At 44.4% G+C, this 17,548-nt stretch carries 16 protein-coding genes, 1 tRNA gene and 1 riboswitch; of the genes, 11 read left to right on the top strand and 6 right to left on the bottom strand.

The features are described from left to right. Window positions 1–57 precede the first annotated feature (57 nt). The 8 genes from AB4405_RS15475 to thiH all read left to right on the top strand — a co-directional run bounded on the left by AB4405_RS15475 (window position 58) and on the right by thiH (window position 7,169). Window positions 58–134, top strand: a tRNA-Asp gene (locus AB4405_RS15475). A gap of 333 nt (window positions 135–467) precedes the next feature. Next, window positions 468–851 (top strand): fluoride efflux transporter CrcB, encoded by a 384-nt coding sequence (gene crcB, locus AB4405_RS15470; protein ID WP_102469991.1) that lies wholly within the window; start codon window positions 468–470, stop codon window positions 849–851. Between the two features lie 54 nt (window positions 852–905). Next, a riboswitch (TPP riboswitch) is annotated at window positions 906–1,006 on the top strand. 121 nt (window positions 1,007–1,127) lie between these two features. Continuing rightward, window positions 1,128–3,056, top strand: a complete 1,929-nt coding sequence (gene thiC / locus AB4405_RS15465) for a phosphomethylpyrimidine synthase ThiC (RefSeq protein WP_372061689.1) — start codon at window positions 1,128–1,130, stop codon at window positions 3,054–3,056. A 9-nt stretch (window positions 3,057–3,065) separates the two neighbouring features. After that, window positions 3,066–4,313 (top strand): thiamine phosphate synthase, encoded by a 1,248-nt coding sequence (locus tag AB4405_RS15460; protein WP_372061688.1) that lies wholly within the window; start codon window positions 3,066–3,068, stop codon window positions 4,311–4,313. Further along, window positions 4,303–5,094, top strand: coding sequence for a ThiF family adenylyltransferase (locus AB4405_RS15455; RefSeq protein ID WP_372061687.1), 792 nt, complete (start codon window positions 4,303–4,305; stop codon window positions 5,092–5,094). Before AB4405_RS15460 ends, AB4405_RS15455 begins: the two co-directional genes overlap by 11 nt. Further along, on the top strand, window positions 5,075–5,278 hold the full coding sequence (gene thiS / locus AB4405_RS15450) for a sulfur carrier protein ThiS (RefSeq protein WP_372061686.1): 204 nt from the start codon (window positions 5,075–5,077) through the stop codon (window positions 5,276–5,278). The genes AB4405_RS15455 and thiS overlap by 20 nt, the downstream gene beginning before the upstream one ends. Window position 5,279: 1 nt before the next feature. Further along, window positions 5,280–6,047 carry a thiazole synthase gene (locus AB4405_RS15445; RefSeq protein WP_372061685.1) on the top strand — a complete coding sequence of 256 codons (768 nt, stop codon included), beginning with the start codon at window positions 5,280–5,282 and terminating at the stop codon, window positions 6,045–6,047. Window positions 6,048–6,056: 9 nt separating this feature from the next. Then, entirely contained in the window at window positions 6,057–7,169 is a 1,113-nt protein-coding gene (gene thiH / locus AB4405_RS15440; RefSeq protein WP_372061684.1) for a 2-iminoacetate synthase ThiH, read from the top strand. A gap of 100 nt (window positions 7,170–7,269) precedes the next feature. Here thiH and AB4405_RS15435 read toward each other — a convergent pair whose 3' ends face one another. Next, a complete protein-coding gene (locus tag AB4405_RS15435) occupies window positions 7,270–9,057 on the bottom strand; it encodes an aminopeptidase P family protein (protein ID WP_372061682.1) in 1,788 nt (595 codons plus the stop codon). 160 nt (window positions 9,058–9,217) lie between these two features. Next, window positions 9,218–10,159: a LysR family transcriptional regulator gene (locus AB4405_RS15430; protein WP_102469984.1), complete on the bottom strand. Its 942-nt coding sequence runs from the start codon at window positions 10,157–10,159 to the stop codon at window positions 9,218–9,220. A gap of 148 nt (window positions 10,160–10,307) precedes the next feature. Between AB4405_RS15430 and AB4405_RS15425 the strand changes: the two genes are divergently transcribed. Further along, window positions 10,308–11,456, top strand: a complete 1,149-nt coding sequence (locus tag AB4405_RS15425) for a multidrug effflux MFS transporter (RefSeq protein WP_372061691.1) — start codon at window positions 10,308–10,310, stop codon at window positions 11,454–11,456. A gap of 102 nt (window positions 11,457–11,558) precedes the next feature. Next, complete coding sequence (locus AB4405_RS15420; protein ID WP_102469982.1) at window positions 11,559–11,843, top strand: hypothetical protein; 285 nt, start codon at window positions 11,559–11,561, stop codon at window positions 11,841–11,843. A 68-nt stretch (window positions 11,844–11,911) separates the two neighbouring features. Here AB4405_RS15420 and AB4405_RS15415 read toward each other — a convergent pair whose 3' ends face one another. The 4 genes from AB4405_RS15415 to AB4405_RS15400 form a co-directional block, all read right to left on the bottom strand. Beyond that, complete coding sequence (locus AB4405_RS15415; RefSeq protein WP_372061681.1) at window positions 11,912–12,367, bottom strand: DoxX family protein; 456 nt, start codon at window positions 12,365–12,367, stop codon at window positions 11,912–11,914. Between the two features lie 4 nt (window positions 12,368–12,371). After that, window positions 12,372–13,151 (bottom strand): DNA-binding domain-containing protein, encoded by a 780-nt coding sequence (locus AB4405_RS15410; RefSeq protein ID WP_372061680.1) that lies wholly within the window; start codon window positions 13,149–13,151, stop codon window positions 12,372–12,374. 2 nt (window positions 13,152–13,153) lie between these two features. Next, entirely contained in the window at window positions 13,154–14,011 is an 858-nt protein-coding gene (locus AB4405_RS15405; protein WP_372061679.1) for a DUF692 domain-containing protein, read from the bottom strand. Window positions 14,012–14,189: 178 nt separating this feature from the next. Continuing rightward, a complete protein-coding gene (locus tag AB4405_RS15400; protein WP_265677436.1) occupies window positions 14,190–14,450 on the bottom strand; it encodes a DUF2282 domain-containing protein in 261 nt (86 codons plus the stop codon). Window positions 14,451–14,707: 257 nt separating this feature from the next. Here AB4405_RS15400 and uvrD point away from each other — a divergent pair, with 257 nt between their 5' ends. Beyond that, complete coding sequence (gene uvrD / locus AB4405_RS15395) at window positions 14,708–16,879, top strand: DNA helicase II (RefSeq protein ID WP_102469977.1); 2,172 nt, start codon at window positions 14,708–14,710, stop codon at window positions 16,877–16,879. Window positions 16,880–17,548: the final 669 nt, after the last annotated feature.

Below are 17,548 nucleotides of genomic sequence, written 5' to 3'. Positions count from 1 at the left end.
GTAGGACATCGCCAGGCTTTAATTTATGGACACTTGCAATAGCGAGTAAGCCACTGCGGAGTGGTAGTTCAGTTGGTTAGAATACCGGCCTGTCACGCCGGGGGTCGCGGGTTCGAGTCCCGTCCACTCCGCCACTTATACTAAGCCCTAGTCGAAAGACTAGGGCTTTTTTACATTTGTACATACACTCTAATCTTCCTCATCGCTGCTTAAATAGACTCTCCAATAAAATTGTTCAGCTATCGCCTATCTTCTTTAACGTCTAGGTTTTGCCATCGTTTATGCTAATGGCTTATAGAAAATGATTATTCTCTTCGTAAAGTGACGCCTGTAACGTTTGAAATATTGTCGTCTTGGTTGTAGATATATGCTAAAGGTGGAAATATAAATTTCGCACTCTTGTGTCGAAATTATCATCTCGTCGTATACTATTAGCTAAATATCTTTTTATAATTTGGATTCAGTTTATGGGGCAATTTTCAATTTTAGGTTTTATCGCTATTGGGGGAGCATTTGGTGCTTGTTCTCGATATTTGATCTCTGAGCTATGTGTGTCACTTTTTGGTCGAGGCTTTCCTTACGGTACACTTACCGTGAATGTAATCGGTTCTTTCATTATGGGTTTACTTATCGCAGCGTTTGAAACCGAACTGATGGTAGCAGAGCCATGGAGGCAGATAATAGGGTTAGGTTTCTTGGGAGCCCTAACAACATTTTCTACTTTTTCTATGGATAACGTGCTTCTTATGCAGCAAGGCGCATTTCTTAAAATGGGGCTAAACGTTTTGCTTAATGTTGTTCTGAGTATTTCCGCTGCGTGGATTGGTTTTCAATTATTGATGAAAACTTGAACAATGTAACATTTAGCGAATAGCGTTATTATTTAATTTCGTTTATGATTGCCTCAATACTTGTCGGAGTGCTCTTTAGAGCTGAGACCGTTAATTCGGGATCCGTTGAACCTGATCAGGCTAATACCTGCGAAGGGAACAGGAGAAAAGAATGGAATTCCTCTCTTTTATCATATAGTTCGTGCAATTTTTTGTTGTGCTATAGTTGTTGATACCTCTTGTGTTCACATATCCGTCAAGCATTTATCTTTTTTATACGATAATAAAGGAAATGCTATGTCGACTCGTAAACAAACCAGACTGGAAGCTAAACAATTTATCGACACCCTGTCGGTAACGCCCTATCCAAATTCTGAAAAAACGTATATTCAGGGTTCTAGAAGTGATTTACAGGTTCCAATGCGGACCATTCATCTTGCCGATAGTCTTGTTGGTGGTTCAAAGGCAAACCCGGTCTTTGAACCTAATGAACCTATCCATGTCTATGACACCTCCGGTGTCTATACTGACCCCAATCATACTATTGACCTATATTCAGGTTTACCTAAGTTGAGAGAAGAGTGGATAGCAGAGCGCTCAGATACAGAAGTGTTGTCTGGAGTCTCTTCTACTTTTGCCAAAGAACGCCTTAATGATGAGACATTAGATGACCTTCGTTATGGTTTACTACCACGTATTCGCAGAGCCAAAGGTGATGCATGTGTCACTCAGCTTCATTATGCGCGACAAGGTATTGTTACTCCTGAAATGGAGTACATAGCAATACGTGAAAACATGGGACGTCAAAAGATTGAAGATGCAATGCTGACACAGCAACATCCAGGTCAGAGTTTTGGCGCTAATTTACCGAAAGAAATTACCCCTGAATTTGTTAGAAGAGAAGTTGCTGAAGGCCGCGCAATTATCCCATCCAATATCAATCACCCTGAATCTGAACCGATGATCATTGGTCGTAATTTCTTGGTGAAGGTGAATGCAAATATTGGCAACTCATCTGTTTCTTCGTCTATTGAAGAAGAGGTCGAAAAACTTGTTTGGAGCACTCGTTGGGGGGGCGATACGGTAATGGATTTATCAACGGGGCGAAATATTCATGAGACTCGAGAGTGGATATTACGAAATAGCCCTGTTCCTATTGGCACGGTTCCCATGTACCAAGCGCTAGAGAAAGTGAATGGTATTGCTGAGGATCTAACATGGGAGGTCATGAGAGACACGCTAATTGAGCAGGCAGAACAAGGGGTAGATTACTTCACGATTCATGCGGGTTTGCTTCTTCGATATGTACCCATGACGGCTAAGCGAGTGACGGGTATCGTTTCACGAGGCGGCTCTATCATCGCAAAATGGTGCTTAGCCCATCATACAGAAAGCTTTCTATATACAAACTTCAAAGAAATCTGCGAGATCTGTGCCAAGTATGATGTGGCATTGTCTTTAGGTGATGGGTTAAGACCCGGTTCTATTGCCGACGCCAATGACGAGGCGCAGTTCTCGGAGCTGCGCACGCTTGGTGAACTAACTAAAATAGCGTGGGATTATGATGTCCAGGTGATCATTGAAGGCCCAGGTCATGTGCCTATGCACCTTATTAAAGAAAATATGGAAGAGCAATTAGAGCACTGTCATGAGGCACCGTTCTATACGCTAGGTCCCCTGACGACCGATATTGCACCAGGATACGATCATATTACGTCTGGTATCGGAGCCGCGATGATTGGTTGGTATGGCTGCGCCATGCTTTGTTATGTTACTCCCAAAGAGCATCTAGGCCTACCAAACAAAGAAGACGTAAAAACAGGTCTAATTACCTATAAGCTTGCCGCTCACGCCGCTGACCTTGCCAAAGGGCATCCTGGTGCTCAGATTAGAGATAATGCGCTTTCTAAAGCTCGCTTTGAGTTTCGTTGGGAAGACCAATTCAATCTAGCTCTCGATCCGGATACTGCCCGCCAATATCATGATGAAACCTTGCCACAGGAATCGGGTAAGGTTGCCCACTTCTGTTCTATGTGTGGCCCGAAGTTTTGTTCAATGAAAATATCACAAGAGGTACGTGAATACGCAAAAGGCTTAGAAGCTCAAGGTGATATCAGTATCAAACTGGTCGATGACCCGTTAGAGGGGATGCGTCAAAAATCAGCAGAGTTCAGGGCTACTGGCGCTGAACTTTACCACCCAGTCATTACAGAACAAGAATCGTAGGAGTTACCATTGAAAATACTGTTGCCAGTCAGCAATCCATTTATTAAAGGCCATATTGAAACCGTTCTTTGTTTAGCGAAGGTAGCGGGTTTTGATAGCGACGCAGTGGAATTAGGGACAAGCTTAACGTCGGATATTCAATTGGTAAGTGGTGGTTATCGAACTACTGTGAGCAGTGATGTTTTGGCATCTAGCCCATCTAGCCCATCTAGCCCATCTAGCCGTGTTGATTACACGCTGCTTTATGAGCATAAGATGGGAAAGGCGACCGTTTATGAGATGTTGAATCGCGCTCGGCCTGGATGTGTGTACCTTAATGTCAAACATCCCGGCGGTATATTGGATGCTTGGTCTTGCAACAGTGAAAGTATTAGAGCGTTATCCGGGGATAACGTTATTGAAGATACTGCGTTTCATTTAGCGTGGTTCGCAGTGTCTCTCCTCTTGGACTTTCCTCTCGAAGATGCACTGGTTTTGGCGAGGGCGGGGAATGTTTCACGTGAAACATGGCCGCATCAACATCAACACTTTCCAGTACCAGTTATTGAAGACAAAGAACTGGGCATACAAGTGGGGTGGGCAGTAAAGGCATGTGAAACAGAATTTCCCCACCTAAATAAAAAGGACCTTGGTCTATATCCGGTGGTTGATAGTGTTGAATGGATAGCGAAATTACTCCCGTTAGGTATTAAAACGATTCAGTTGAGAATTAAAGATCCGGCTTGTTCAACATTAGAGTCTCAGATAAAAAAGGCGATTGAACTTGGTCAACAATATGACGCTCAAGTGTTTATCAATGATTATTGGCAGTTGGCGCTTAAGCATAACGCCTTTGGAGTGCACCTCGGGCAAGAAGATATTGAGGTTGCCGATCTTAATCGAATTGCTAAATCCGGTACCAGACTCGGACTATCAACGCATGGCTATTATGAACTACTTCGAATTGTCCAGATTAGCCCAAGCTACATTGCGCTTGGTCATATATTTCCGACGACCACTAAGGATATGCCTTCACGTCCACAAGGGTTGATTAGGTTGGGATTGTACCAACAATTGATTGATACGATTTGCTACGCGGACACGGTTGGTTATCCCACTGTTGCAATCGGTGGTATCGACCTTGAAACAGCGGCACCGGTCTGGAATTGTGGGGTATCAAGTCTAGCGGTCGTTAGAGCAATTACCTTGGCGCAGGACATACCAGGTGCGATTGACAAGTTTTCCCTGATCATGAGGAAACGTTCTCATGTTGGCTGACTTGCAATTTAAGCGTTATGTTCGACAGATAAGTGTTCCAGACATTGCCGAATCAGGACAACAAGGACTTCTAAATAGTCATGTGTTGATCATTGGTTGTGGCGGTTTGGGAACGGCAGCGTCATTGTACTTAGCTGGTGCAGGTATTGGACGTTTGGTCATTGCAGACCAGGACGTCATTGAATTGTCTAATTTGCCTCGTCAAATTGCTTATCGACAACAAGACGTTGGAAGTAAAAAGACAGAGGCACTAAAGCAACAACTTATGGACCGAAATCCAGAGATAAACGTTCGTACGGTGAGCAAGTATTTAGATGGAAAACAATTGTCATTAGAGGTATCACTTGCTGACATTGTGCTTGATTGTAGTGACAACATGCGAACTCGCCAGGCGATAAACAAAGCGTGTTACATGACCAAAACAGACCTCGTGTCCGGCGCTGCGATTGGGTGGGGCGGTCAGATAAGTGTTTTTCGCTTTAATGCAGAAACGTCTATACCGTGCTATCGCTGCCTTTATCCTTTTGATGAACTTGCATCGGCGCAGCGTTGTTCTGAGTCCGGCATTATTGGCCCAGTAGTGGGCATGATAGGAGTATATCAAGCACTTGAAACGATAAAACTTGCCGGCAACGTTTCATTAAGTGCCAGCCCAAAATTAAAGATTTTTGATGGCTTAAATGGGAATTGGCGGTCGCTCAACATACAGAAAGACCCGACATGCACCGTTTGCTGCAACGAATATCAGGAAGGAAAGTTAAATGATTACGATAAGGCTTAATGATGCCGATATGGATGTTGAGCAATCAACGACATTGAAGGGGTTATTAGAAATGATTTCAATTGATACCCATGGTTGTGCCGTCGCGGTTAACGATGACATTGTTGCGCGTACGTCCTGGGACGAATACATATTAAAGCAAGACATGAATATCAACGTATTCCAAGCCATTGCCGGGGGTTAAAATGTTAACAATAGCTGGAAAGACATTTACGTCTCGCCTGTTTACTGGAACAGGTAAATTTGCTGATAAATCACTGATGGTCGACGCTATTATCGAGAGCGGTTCTGAGTTGGCGACAATGGCGTTAAAACGAGTCAACCTAGATTCACAAGATGATGACATTCTTCGACCTCTAATCGAACGTGGCATAAATTTACTACCGAACACATCAGGGGCTAAAAATGCCAAAGATGCAATATTTGCGGCCCATTTGGCTCGTGAAGCATTAGGTACCAATTGGTTAAAACTTGAGATTCACCCTGATCCTAAGTACTTGCTCCCTGACCCGATTGAAACGCTCCTAGCGGCAGAACAATTGGTCAAGGATGGTTTCATTGTTATGCCTTACTGTCATTCCGACCCAACCTTGTGTAAGCGATTAGAGGAAGTTGGCTGTGCGGCGGTTATGCCGCTAGGTGCGCCGATTGGCAGTAATAAAGGGTTAGTCACTCGTGACTTTCTTGAAATTATCATCGAGCAAGCAAACGTACCAGTTGTCGTTGATGCGGGCATTGGGGCGCCTTCTCATGCCGCTCTCGCGATGGAATTAGGCGCAGATGCTGTGTTGGTCAACACTGCCATTGCTGCTGCTGCGAATCCACCGGCAATGGCGAAAGCTTTTAGGCTGGCAATTGAATCTGGTCGCCTCGCTTACGAAAGTGGCCTAGCCGGTACCGTTAATCATGCGGTAGCATCGAGTCCTTTGACTTCTTTCTTAGACAGCAATTAGGAGAGGTCGATGAGCTTCTTAATCGAGCATGCAAAATACGATTGGGACAATGTCAGGTTGTCGATTTATGCTAAGACTGCTCAAGACGTCGAACGGGCACTGAGTAAAGATAAGTTGGATTTGGATGATTTCACAGCGTTGATTTCACCTGCAGCCGAACCTTATTTAGAGCAAATGGCGCAACGTTCTTACGCATTAACGCGTAAACGTTTTGGGCATACAATGGCTATGTACATTCCACTCTATCTATCTAACCTTTGCGCGAACGCTTGCACCTATTGCGGCTTTTCGATGGAAAATAGAATCAAGCGCAAGACCCTGTCGAGCGATGAAATATCGGCAGAGTCTGATGTGATAAAAGATATGGGCTTCGATAGTGTTTTGCTGGTGACGGGCGAACACGAAACCAAGGTTGGAATGCGATATTTTAGAGAGGTACTGCCATCGATTAAACGTCGCTTCAGTTACCTTGCTATGGAAGTACAGCCTCTTGATACTAATGACTACAAAGATCTTAAATCGTTAGGACTCGATGCGGTGATGGTATATCAAGAGACTTATAACCGGAGAACTTATGCAGAGCATCATCTCCGGGGCAACAAAATGGACTTTGATTATCGATTGGACACTCCGGATAGGCTTGCTCAAGCCGGTATTGATAAGATTGGAATAGGGTCTTTGATTGGACTGGAAGAGTGGCGAACAGATTGTTTTTTTGTGGCAGCACATCTCCAATACTTAGAAAATAAGTATTGGAAAACGCGTTACTCAATCTCGTTTCCGAGGCTCCGCCCATGTGAAGGCGCGGTGCAGCCTAAATCGGTAATGACGGACAAACAGTTAGTACAACTTATTTGTGCTTATCGATTATTCAATCATGAAGTAGAGCTTTCATTGTCAACACGAGAGGCTCCTGAGTTTAGAGATAACGTCTACCCGCTAGGTATTACGAGTATTAGTGCGGCTTCCAAAACACAACCTGGTGGCTACGCGAGTGATGAACAAGAACTGGAACAGTTTGAGATTAGTGATGAACGCAGTGCTAACGACGTGTCGCTATCTGTGAAGCAGTGTGGGATGGAACCGGTTTGGCAAGATTGGCATCAATCTTATTCAGGATAACAATATTAGAAGTGGTCTCTAATTGTCATGATAGGGATGTTTCACGTGAAACAAGAGCTGCGTTTGCAGCTCTTGTTTTTTTCTCATCAGAGATAATAATCTAGATCGGCTGACAAGATGCCGTTAGCCATGTTAACGCTTCTCCTGAAACTAATGGAGAGATCGCTTCAAATACGACTTGATGATATTGATTAATCCAATCGATTTCTGTCTGGCTAAGCATAGTAACGACAATGTTTCGCTTATCAATCGGGCAGCGAGTTAGAGATTCAAAACCCAACATTGTAAGGTCACCTTGGGTTGGCTTCTCGACAACCAACTCTAGGTTCTCGATTCTAATACCAAACGCATCCGCGCGATAATAACCAGGCTCATTGGATAGTACCATTCCCGGCACTAACGCTGTGTTATTTACGGCCTTTGCGATACGTTGAGGGCCTTCATGTACACTTAGAAAATGCCCAACACCATGCCCAGTACCATGGTCGTAATCGAAGCCATTAGCCCATAAGTGTTGGCGGGCTAATATATCGAGCTGATGACCACACGTCCCTTTCGGAAATAACGCAGACGCTAAAGCAATATGCCCTTTTAGCACTAAGGTAAACTGGTGCTTCATTTCATCGCTTGGTTGGCCGATAGCGATGGTACGCGTAATGTCAGTAGTACCATCTGGGTATTGACCGCCTGAGTCAACAAGGTACAAGGTATCAGGAACAAGAGATCCAGGTACTTCTTGGTTCATGTGGTTGTAGTGACACATCGCTGCGTTGCCAGCTGACGCTGAGATTGTATCAAAGCTCAAGTCCACCAGAGATGCATCTTCTCGTCGGAACAGCTCCAGTTGATCAGAAAGAGAAGCCTCGTCTTGTTGAGCACCACTCGAGACCTCGCGGTCTAGCCAAGATAAAAATTTCACCATCGCCACACCATCACGAACATGGCTTGCTTTCATGCCTGAAATCTCGACTGAGTTTTTGGCCGCTTTTGGCATCAAGCAAGGGTCTGCTAATGGAAGGATTGTTGCGCCTGCTTGTTCAAGAGTAATTTGGAACCAAGCGTTACTGGTGGCAAGGTCAAGTGATACCGCTTTATTGGAAAGCGCTTGTAGTTCACCTTCAAGTGACTCAGGTGAGTGAACCGAGACCTTGTCACCCACGTGTTGATCAAATAAAGAGCGGTCACTAATTCGATGCTCATCAATGAAAAACTTAACACTGCCATCAGAGAAAAGGATGGCATGAGATAATAAAACGGGTAGGCGAGAGACATCAAGGCCCCGAATATTCAATAGCCAACAAATCGAATCGAGTTCAGTAATGATTGCCGCACTAGCGCCAGAAGCCTTGAGTTGTTCGGCTAGTGCAAGACGTTTATCAATGCTTGATTGCCCAACATAATCGAGAGACATTAATGTCACGGGGCTTAACTGAGGTTCTGGACGATCAGTCCAGTTTGCATCAATAGGGTTAACCGGACATGGCACTAGCGCCAATTGTCCAGCAACTTGATGTTGTGCATTATGATACCAATGACCGCGGTGCATGCGTGGATCGAGACCAACTTTTGAGCCTGCTGGTAGGGTTTTTAACAACCACTCAATCGGAGGTGTTTCAATTAAATGGCAATATTCGAATACGTTGCCTGGCACCTGTTTCGTGACTTGCACTGTGTAGCGCCCATCAACAAAAATAGCCGCTGAATCTTTGGTGATAACGGCGGCGCCAGCCGAACCAGTAAAGCCCGTTAACCAATGTAAGCGTTCATTATGTTCAGGAACGTACTCACCCAAATACTCATCTTCGTGAGCAACAATAAATGCGTCGAGTTGATTGGCCTCAAGCCAGTCTTGGAGTGTGGAGACACGTTCGGATATGAGAGTTGGCATCTGTAATTCCTTCTATTGGGCGAGTGAGCTCGGCCTACTGTTATTTGCACTATAAGCTAGCGCTTTTGATGGTCAGTTACAATCCATTATCATGGAGATAATGTTTGCAGCTTTATTTACTTCCAAGTAGTGGTCAGGCTTAGCAATGATGAATCTCTTGCTAACGCAAGTGCAGCGTCTTTTGTTTGATGATCTCAATCAACCAGTTTAGAGCAGGGTCATTATCGCGTTCCTTATGCCAAAATAGCGTATAAGCCATAGGGGGAAACTCTAATGGAAGTGGCAATACGACTAAACCCAATTGATCGGCAACGAGATGAACGAAATGACGAGGCGCTGTAAAAATGAAATCAGTGTACGAACACAACGCAGCGGCGTTATTAAAGTCGGGTACTGTAATGGCGATGTCTCTTTCTCTTCCCATGTCGGACAGGCGGTAATCCAAAAGCCAGCGATCACTGCCATCGCATCGAACTTGTACGTGACGAAGCGATAAATAGGTTTCCAAATTCCATGGTTTCGACAGGATAGGGTGATTGGCGCGAACTAAGCACATTTGTGTGTCCCGATAGACCTCGAGCTCTCGTATGTTCTCTGGGGGGTACATGGTTCGAATAGCATCACGAATATCAATGTCCTTACCCGTAATGCCAAGATCAAGCTCACCTTTTTGCATTTGCTCAAACGTGCGTTCATTCCATGCATGAGTACTAATACTTAGGTTTGGGCCTTGGCTGAATATTGCCGGTAAGAAGTGCGGCATGATAAGCGGGTAAACACTTTCTACCGCGGCAATGTGGAAACGATATTCACTAATGGTAGGTGAGAACTCAGGGGGGTGAGTGATGGCTTGTAAGTGAGTAATCAGCGCATCAAGCTTAGGTTTAAGATACATCGCTTTTGGTGTTGGTGTTAAACCGTGAGCGTTACGCGTGAAAAGGGGGTCATCAAACAGAGATCGTAATTTTGCAAGTGACTTGCTGACGGCGGATTGACTGACACAGAGGCGATTTGCCGCGCGAGTCACGTTACGTTCCTCTAGCAATACGCTTAGTGATAACAGAAGGTTAAGGTCAATTTTATTTAATGTTTCGAGATTCATCTAGTGAAATTCCTTTGAGGAATAATACTAATGAGTATAAACCATTTCTATTCATATCATATTGTCGTTATTATCCTGCTATTAAAATTGTAGAGAGAAAGCTTAAGTGGAACAACGTACGTCGAAGATACAAATTGCCGCCTTAGTAATGTTGGTGTTTTTTAGCCCGTTGGCGATTGATATCTACCTACCTGCTTTGCCTCAGATATCGACTACGTTTCAGGTTGAGCATACTCTCGTTCAAGATACGATTACTTGGTTTTTGTTTGCGATGGGTGTTGGGCAGTTATTTGCAGGGCCACTCGCGGATAAACTTGGACGTCGAACGGTTGCGTTATGTGGTATTACTATCTATGGATTGAGCGCTTGCTTGGCGTGGGCAGCACAATCTATTGACTGGATGTTGGCGGCAAGGTTGCTACAAGGCTTAGGCGCTTGTGCCACATCCGTTGCTGCTTTCGCAACCGTTCGCGACCTTTACGGCCCAGAGAAAAGCGGGAAAATGATCAGTTACTTGAATGGAGCAATTTGCTTCATCCCCGCCCTTGCTCCGATATTAGGGAGCTACCTGACTCATCAGTTTGGCTGGCGAGCAAACTTTAGTTTTATGGCTGGTTTTGCGTTAGTGGTTGGCGCGGTCGTTCTGTTATACATGAAAGAAACCAATCCCAAACAACAAGGTGAGCGTTATTTTGCTTTATCTCGTTATATCGATGTATTAAAAACACCGACATTTCTCTTTCACGCAACGCTTTGTCTGTTAGCGATGGGAGTGATTCTCGCCTATGTAACCTCTGCTCCGGTATTATTAATGGAACACATGGGGCTTAGTATGTCTGAATTTACATTCTGGTTTGGACTCAATGCTGTGTTTAACATCGCTGCCTGTATGTTTGCGCCAAAACTAATGGACCGGATAGGCACACACAAAACATTGCAACTGGGCATTACTGTGTTGTTGGTTGCAGGGACTCTCATGGCTTTGGGTGCGTCGTTGGATACGCCGCTGTCTTTCATGCTACCCGTTATTATTGGCTCGGTAGGCTTTGCCTTGATTCTAGGTGCCGCGGCGGGTAAAGCATTGGCGCCATTTGGAGACAAAGCTGGAACCGCAGCAGCGCTGCTTGGTTTATTCCAAATGAGTGGAGCGGGACTGCTGGTTGGCACGATGCAGCGAGTTGGCTTAGAGCCACAATATATGGTTGCCTTGCTAATGTGGTTGGCTTTCCCTGCACTCATTATATTGCGCAGCCAACACGGAAAGGCTTGGCATCAAGTGGTTATTATAAACAAATAGTAAAAATAGGTTAATTTGAAAACGATTTGGTTTTCCTATTAGTGAAACAGGTGTATATTTAAAAGTATATTCCTTCCTATTATTAACTGGATCTATAAAGCAATGTCTTTGACTACTTACGAAATGGCTCGCATTCTTGAGCAGATGGAAGAGTCTCCAGAAAAAATTATGTTTGGTAAGTTACTTGCTGAGCTTGGTAATCAAAGTGAAGAGCGGATACGAAGCGCAGCGAAACAAGTGCCAATCCATGTTCTGAAAGACATCGTTTACCAATTTCAACGTGTGATTGAATCTCGCAAAGGCGAGCAGGTTCAATCTTTAGCGAAAGAACTTGCAGAGCAAGGTATTTCAGCTGAAGAACTTCAGGCATTTTTAGCAAATAAATAAGCCTGCGACTCAATTAAAAAACCCCGTTATTAATGACGGGGTTTTTTAATATGTAATAGGGTACAGGATTATGAATTCATCTTGTTGCGTATTAATTTATCTATAGATAATGGCCCCGCTCCCCATACCACGACGATCAGTATCATTAGCCCCCATAGCTGATGGTCGTAAAATCCTTTTTCCCATAAAACAGGGTACGACACCACTGCAGTAATATTAAAGACAAATAAGATGGCAGCCATTGGTCGACAGAGAAGCCCGAGTGCTAAAAATACCGGTAATACGAGTTCGGCAACGGTGCCCATGTAAGCAGCAAGTTGCCATGGAATAACCGGAACCTGATATTCGTATTCAAATAGATACAGTGTACTGTCCCAAGACGCTATCTTGGTGAGGCCTGAATTAAAAAATACCCATGCGACCCAGAGTCGGCAAATCAGAAGAAGCAAAGGAACAAAGCCTTTTTGTATATTGTTGACGGCTGAGTCGTAAGCGTTCATGAAATTAGATAGTCCATTGTTCATCGTTTCACTCCTTTAGGTCATGGTCTTTACTATCAATGAGGCTAAACCCAGAAACGACATTCATGGATAGCAGAGTAGGAAGCAGAGTAAGTAGCTCTGGCTGTATTGATTTGAGGGGAAGAAGCGCTTGCAGTTGAGCAATTAATGCCCCAAGTGATGGTTCAATTTTGCTTAAAAGGGTCGGCTTAGAGGTATTGCCTTGTAGCAAGATAGTTTGTGGAAGTTCAATGGTTAATGATTCATATTGCTCATGTTCGATGGCATGTTTCAAATCGAGTAATGCGTAGTCGGACGTTATAACCTGTATATCTTGGCTGATGTGAAGACGGATATTGCCATGCTGCATTTCTGGGATGTTTGCCAATCGGACGATAGGCTCTACGTCGTCAATATCCGAGGTCGGCTCTAGGCTATTGGCTTGGTCTATTGCCCACTCAAGTTCGATGACGTCTAGTAGGTAAGGAACGGCGCTTGTGATGTTGTCCAGTAACGATACGGATTCATTAAACCCTTCACCATAATCGAGAGTACTGCCAGATGTTGGAGGATGACGAGTGATATGAAACTTTGCCATCGAGGCAAAGCATTCCTCACCAACCAACGCGAGAGAAAGTGGATAGCAAGCCTGCAATACCTCTGTCAGGCTAATGATAAAGTTGTTGCGATAGATCTGGAGTCGTTCGTCTGCTGAAAAGTAGTCGGCAGCAATACCACACTCGTTTCCTGAGGCTTGGTAGCGAAGAGCACAGGAAAATGCTTGTTGCGTGTCATAGAGAGTCGTCATAACTAGGCACTCTCTTTTGCATTATGGGTTGTTTCGAGGAGCAATGATACGGCCTTATCTGCTTCTTCAAGCAATATTTCTGGCTCTGGTATGTCTAAGTCCCATTCGATTAATGTTGCCACAGAACCATGTTGTTCGAGCCAGCTTTTATAAAGGTGCCAAACCTCATCACTGACACGGTCACTGTGAGTGTCGATCCAAATTTCGCCCTGTTCAAATTGTTTTTTGGTAAAGCCAGCCAAGTGAATCTCATCAACCGTATTGGCGTTGATGGCGGATAGATAAGTCATCGCATCGTATTGATGGTTGAAGCATGAAACATGGACATTATTTAGGTCGAGCAGCAGTCGGCACTCGGTACGCTTTTGAACTTCAGATAGAAATTCCCACTCAGGTATTACTGAGTGTTCAAATCGTAAATAACTGGACGGGTTTTCAATAAGCAATGGGCGTTGCAGGGCATCTTGTACTTGCAACACGTTGCGACAAAATACCTCAAGCGCTTCTTCCGTATATGGGAGGGGCAATAGGTCATTAAAATGGTGACCACCATGTTCACTCCAGCTGAGGTGATCGGACACCATTGTAGGCTGTATCTCATTAACTAAATGTACAAGAGACGTTAAGTGAGACGGATCAACGTGACTGACTGAACCTAATGACAACCCTACACCATGGCAACTAATGTCAGTGTGTTCACGAATCGATCTTAATTGCTGCCTAGCCGGTGATGACGCAATGAAATAGTTTTCACTATGGATCTCAAGCCAGCCCGCTGCATTGATGTGTTGTTGGAAATAATCCAAATGAGGGTGTCGCAACCCAATGCCAACGAGGTTAAAGGCGGAACGTCGATCCATGTCGATCTCCTAGATCTTTGTGCAATGTGAATAACTTGTAGAAAACGAAAAGGGCGCATCATTACGCCCTTTGTGTCATGGCTTATGTTGTCAGTCGAATCCCTTTAACACTGCGATGCTGTTGGGTTCGATACAAATCAACTAAGCAAAAACGCTAAATCTGATAGCAAAGGCGTGATTACGCAGATTCAGTACTGCCCCCTGCGAGTTTTCCACACACACCTTTTGGTAAGACGACGAAGGCATCGGTTTGATTATCTTCTTTGGCTGTCCCTGCACATGAGCTCGTTTTGGTTGCACAGTCATTTTTTCCAGCTTTTGAAACGCCGTAACATTTTTCTTTTTCAGCGGCTACAGCAGGGGCTGCAGTGAGCATGGTGCCACCCAGAGCGATTAAACCAGTTACAGCGGCAGTGATAGCTAGATTTGATGATTTCATAGTAAATTCCTCGAGACTTGATCCTTGTAATTATGACCACAAATCGTTGTTTTCCGACTTGCTTAATCAATAGGATAGGAGAGCGACCTGAAATCTTTCAAGAAAATGATAAATTATTTGATTAAATGTTAAATAAAATGTTATTTGGTTGATTTTTAAGGATTTCATGTTTGAGCCAAAATTAGTTTTTTTTCTCAAACTCAGAGTTGTTTGAGTTATAATCAACCAATATGTATAAATAAACAGTAGCGACGCTCATGGATCCTTCTCTTCTACTCGACGGCCTCAACGACAAACAGCGTGAAGCTGTTGCCGCACCTCTTGAACATCTTCTTATTCTTGCTGGAGCTGGCAGTGGTAAGACCCGTGTTTTGGTTCACCGTATTGCTTGGTTAATGTCGGTTGAGGCGGCTTCCCCGTTTTCTATCATGTCGGTGACATTTACCAATAAAGCGGCGGCAGAGATGCGAGGTCGGATTGACGAGTTGATGATGGGGAGCTCATCAGGAATGTGGAATGGTACGTTCCATGGTATTTGTCATCGCATCCTAAGAGCACATTACCTAGATGCCAAATTACTGGAAGATTTTCAGATTATTGATTCTGATGATCAGCAGCGTCTACTCCGACGTCTTATCAAAGCTCAAAACCTAGATGAAAAGCAATGGCCAGCACGGCAGGCAGCGTGGTGGATTAATGGTAAAAAAGATGAGGGGTTACGTCCTTCTCATATCGACAGTTATCAAGATCCTATCACCAAAACTTACCTACAGATCTATACCGCTTATCAAGAGGCATGCGATCGTGCAGGGTTGGTGGACTTTGCTGAGATATTACTGCGTGCGCATGAGCTTCTACGCGATAACAAATTTATCCGTGAACACTATCAAGCTCGCTTTAAACATATCTTGGTTGATGAATTTCAAGACACGAATAATATTCAATATGCTTGGCTCAGAATGATGGCTGGCCCAGACTGTAAGGTCATGATTGTCGGTGATGATGATCAATCTATTTACGGTTGGCGCGGAGCGAAAATTGAGAATATCCAAAAGTTTCTTGATGAATATCCTGGTTCGAAAACGGTTCGCCTTGAGCAAAACTACCGCTCTACAAAAACCATTCTTGAAGCTGCGAATGAACTTATTGCCAATAATACTGAACGTATGGGCAAAGAGTTATGGACTGACGGTAAAGAAGGCGAAAAGATCTCGGTTTACTCTGCTTACAATGAGTTGGATGAAGCTCGGTTTACGGTGAGTAAAATAAAAGAGTGGCAAGATAAGGGGGGTAGCCTTACCGATTGTGCCATGTTGTACCGTAACAATGCTCAATCTCGCGTACTTGAAGAAGCATTAATCCAGGCGCAATTGCCTTATCGTATTTATGGCGGGATGCGATTCTTCGAGCGTCAAGAAATTAGAGATGCGTTGAGCTATTTGCGTCTGATGGGTAATCGCAATGATGATGCGGCTTTTGAGCGAATAGTTAACACACCGACACGAGGTATGGGTGACAAGACACTTGAGACTATTCGTTATGCGGCGAGAGATCGTGGTGAGACGATGTGGAAGACCAGCATCGCATTGTTGGAAGAAAAAGTATTGGCAGGTCGTGCTGCAGGTGCTTTATCGCGTTTCATTGAGCTGATTAACGCACTAGAAGACGATACGGTTGAGCTTCCGCTTCATGAACAGACCGATCACGTCATCAAAACGTCGGGTTTGTTTGCCATGTACGAGCAGGAAAAGGGTGAGAAATCTAAGGCTCGTATTGAGAACTTGGAAGAGCTTGTAACCGCGACGAGGCAGTATGAAAAGCCAGAAGAAGCCGATGACATGACATTATTGACGTCGTTCCTGACACATGCTGCTCTTGAAGCGGGGGAAGGACAAGCTGACGAGTTTGATGACGCCGTACAGTTAATGACCCTGCACAGTGCTAAAGGGTTAGAGTTCCCAATGGTCTTTATGGTCGGTGTCGAAGAAGGTATGTTTCCAAGCCAAATGTCGGCAGAAGAAGCGGGTCGCCTAGAAGAGGAGCGTCGTCTATGTTATGTCGGTATGACTCGGGCGATGGTGAAACTGCATATTACCTATGCAGAAATGCGTCGTTTGTACGGGCAAGATAAGTATCATAAACCGTCTCGCTTTATTCGTGAACTGCCACAAACGTGTTTAGAAGAAGTGAGAATGAAGGCACAGGTCAGCCGACCAACAAGCACAGGTCGATTTAGCCAATCTGAAGTGAAGCAAAACTTTAATGAAACGGGGTTTAATCTAGGTGCCAGGGTTAAGCATCCTAAGTTTGGTGAAGGGACGATCATTAACTTCGAGGGCAGTGGTCCACAAAGCCGAGTGCAGGTCGCCTTCAATGGTGAAGGTATTAAGTGGTTGGTGACCCAGTATGCGAAATTAGAACAGCTTTAAGACAAGTATGATGAGAAAAAGCAGCCGTTGCTGCTTTTTTTATGTCTGAAGTATCGCGAGACAGTGACATTAGCCTTGGTGAAAGGCATCGAGACACCATTTAAAAAAAGCGAACTTATTGGTAGGCACCACACATAGGTACGTACAACGCATAAGTACGTAGAGCCTAAGTACTTAGAATAGATAAAGAAAAACCCCAAGAGCTTTCGCCCTTGGGGTTATGGTCTTACTCGCAGCAATCCGGCTACTATAGGTGCTCCATGCATCTAATCCTTGATAGTATGCTGTGTTCCTTCAGCGTATTCCTTTCATCGCCTTCCTAGCGGTGTCCTTGGTCTTATCCTGACCTGCCAACAATCCTCGTTAGCTCGCTTCACTTGTTCCTTGAGCGGTGTCCCTGACATCATCCTGATGTTAAGTCCTTGCCTCTTCCTGAGGTGTCCATTGTCTTTCCTTAGTAGCAACCATCCTAGTTACTATTGCGTCCATTCAATGTCCAATTCGCTTTCCATGCCGACTATTCATCCTGAATAATCGTATCTTCTTCCTGAAGATGCCCAAATCCCTGAGCGTTTCCTGTTCCGTGTCAGCATCCTTCCGACACAGATAATATTAAACTAAATGGCGCATCGAACAATCCGATTTAGAGAGAAAACCACCACTAAAATG

The sequence above is a fragment of the Vibrio sp. 10N.261.51.F12 genome (assembly GCF_041471725.1).
Classification (GTDB): domain Bacteria; phylum Pseudomonadota; class Gammaproteobacteria; order Enterobacterales; family Vibrionaceae; genus Vibrio.
This window is presented reverse-complemented; position numbering and strand designations above follow the sequence as displayed.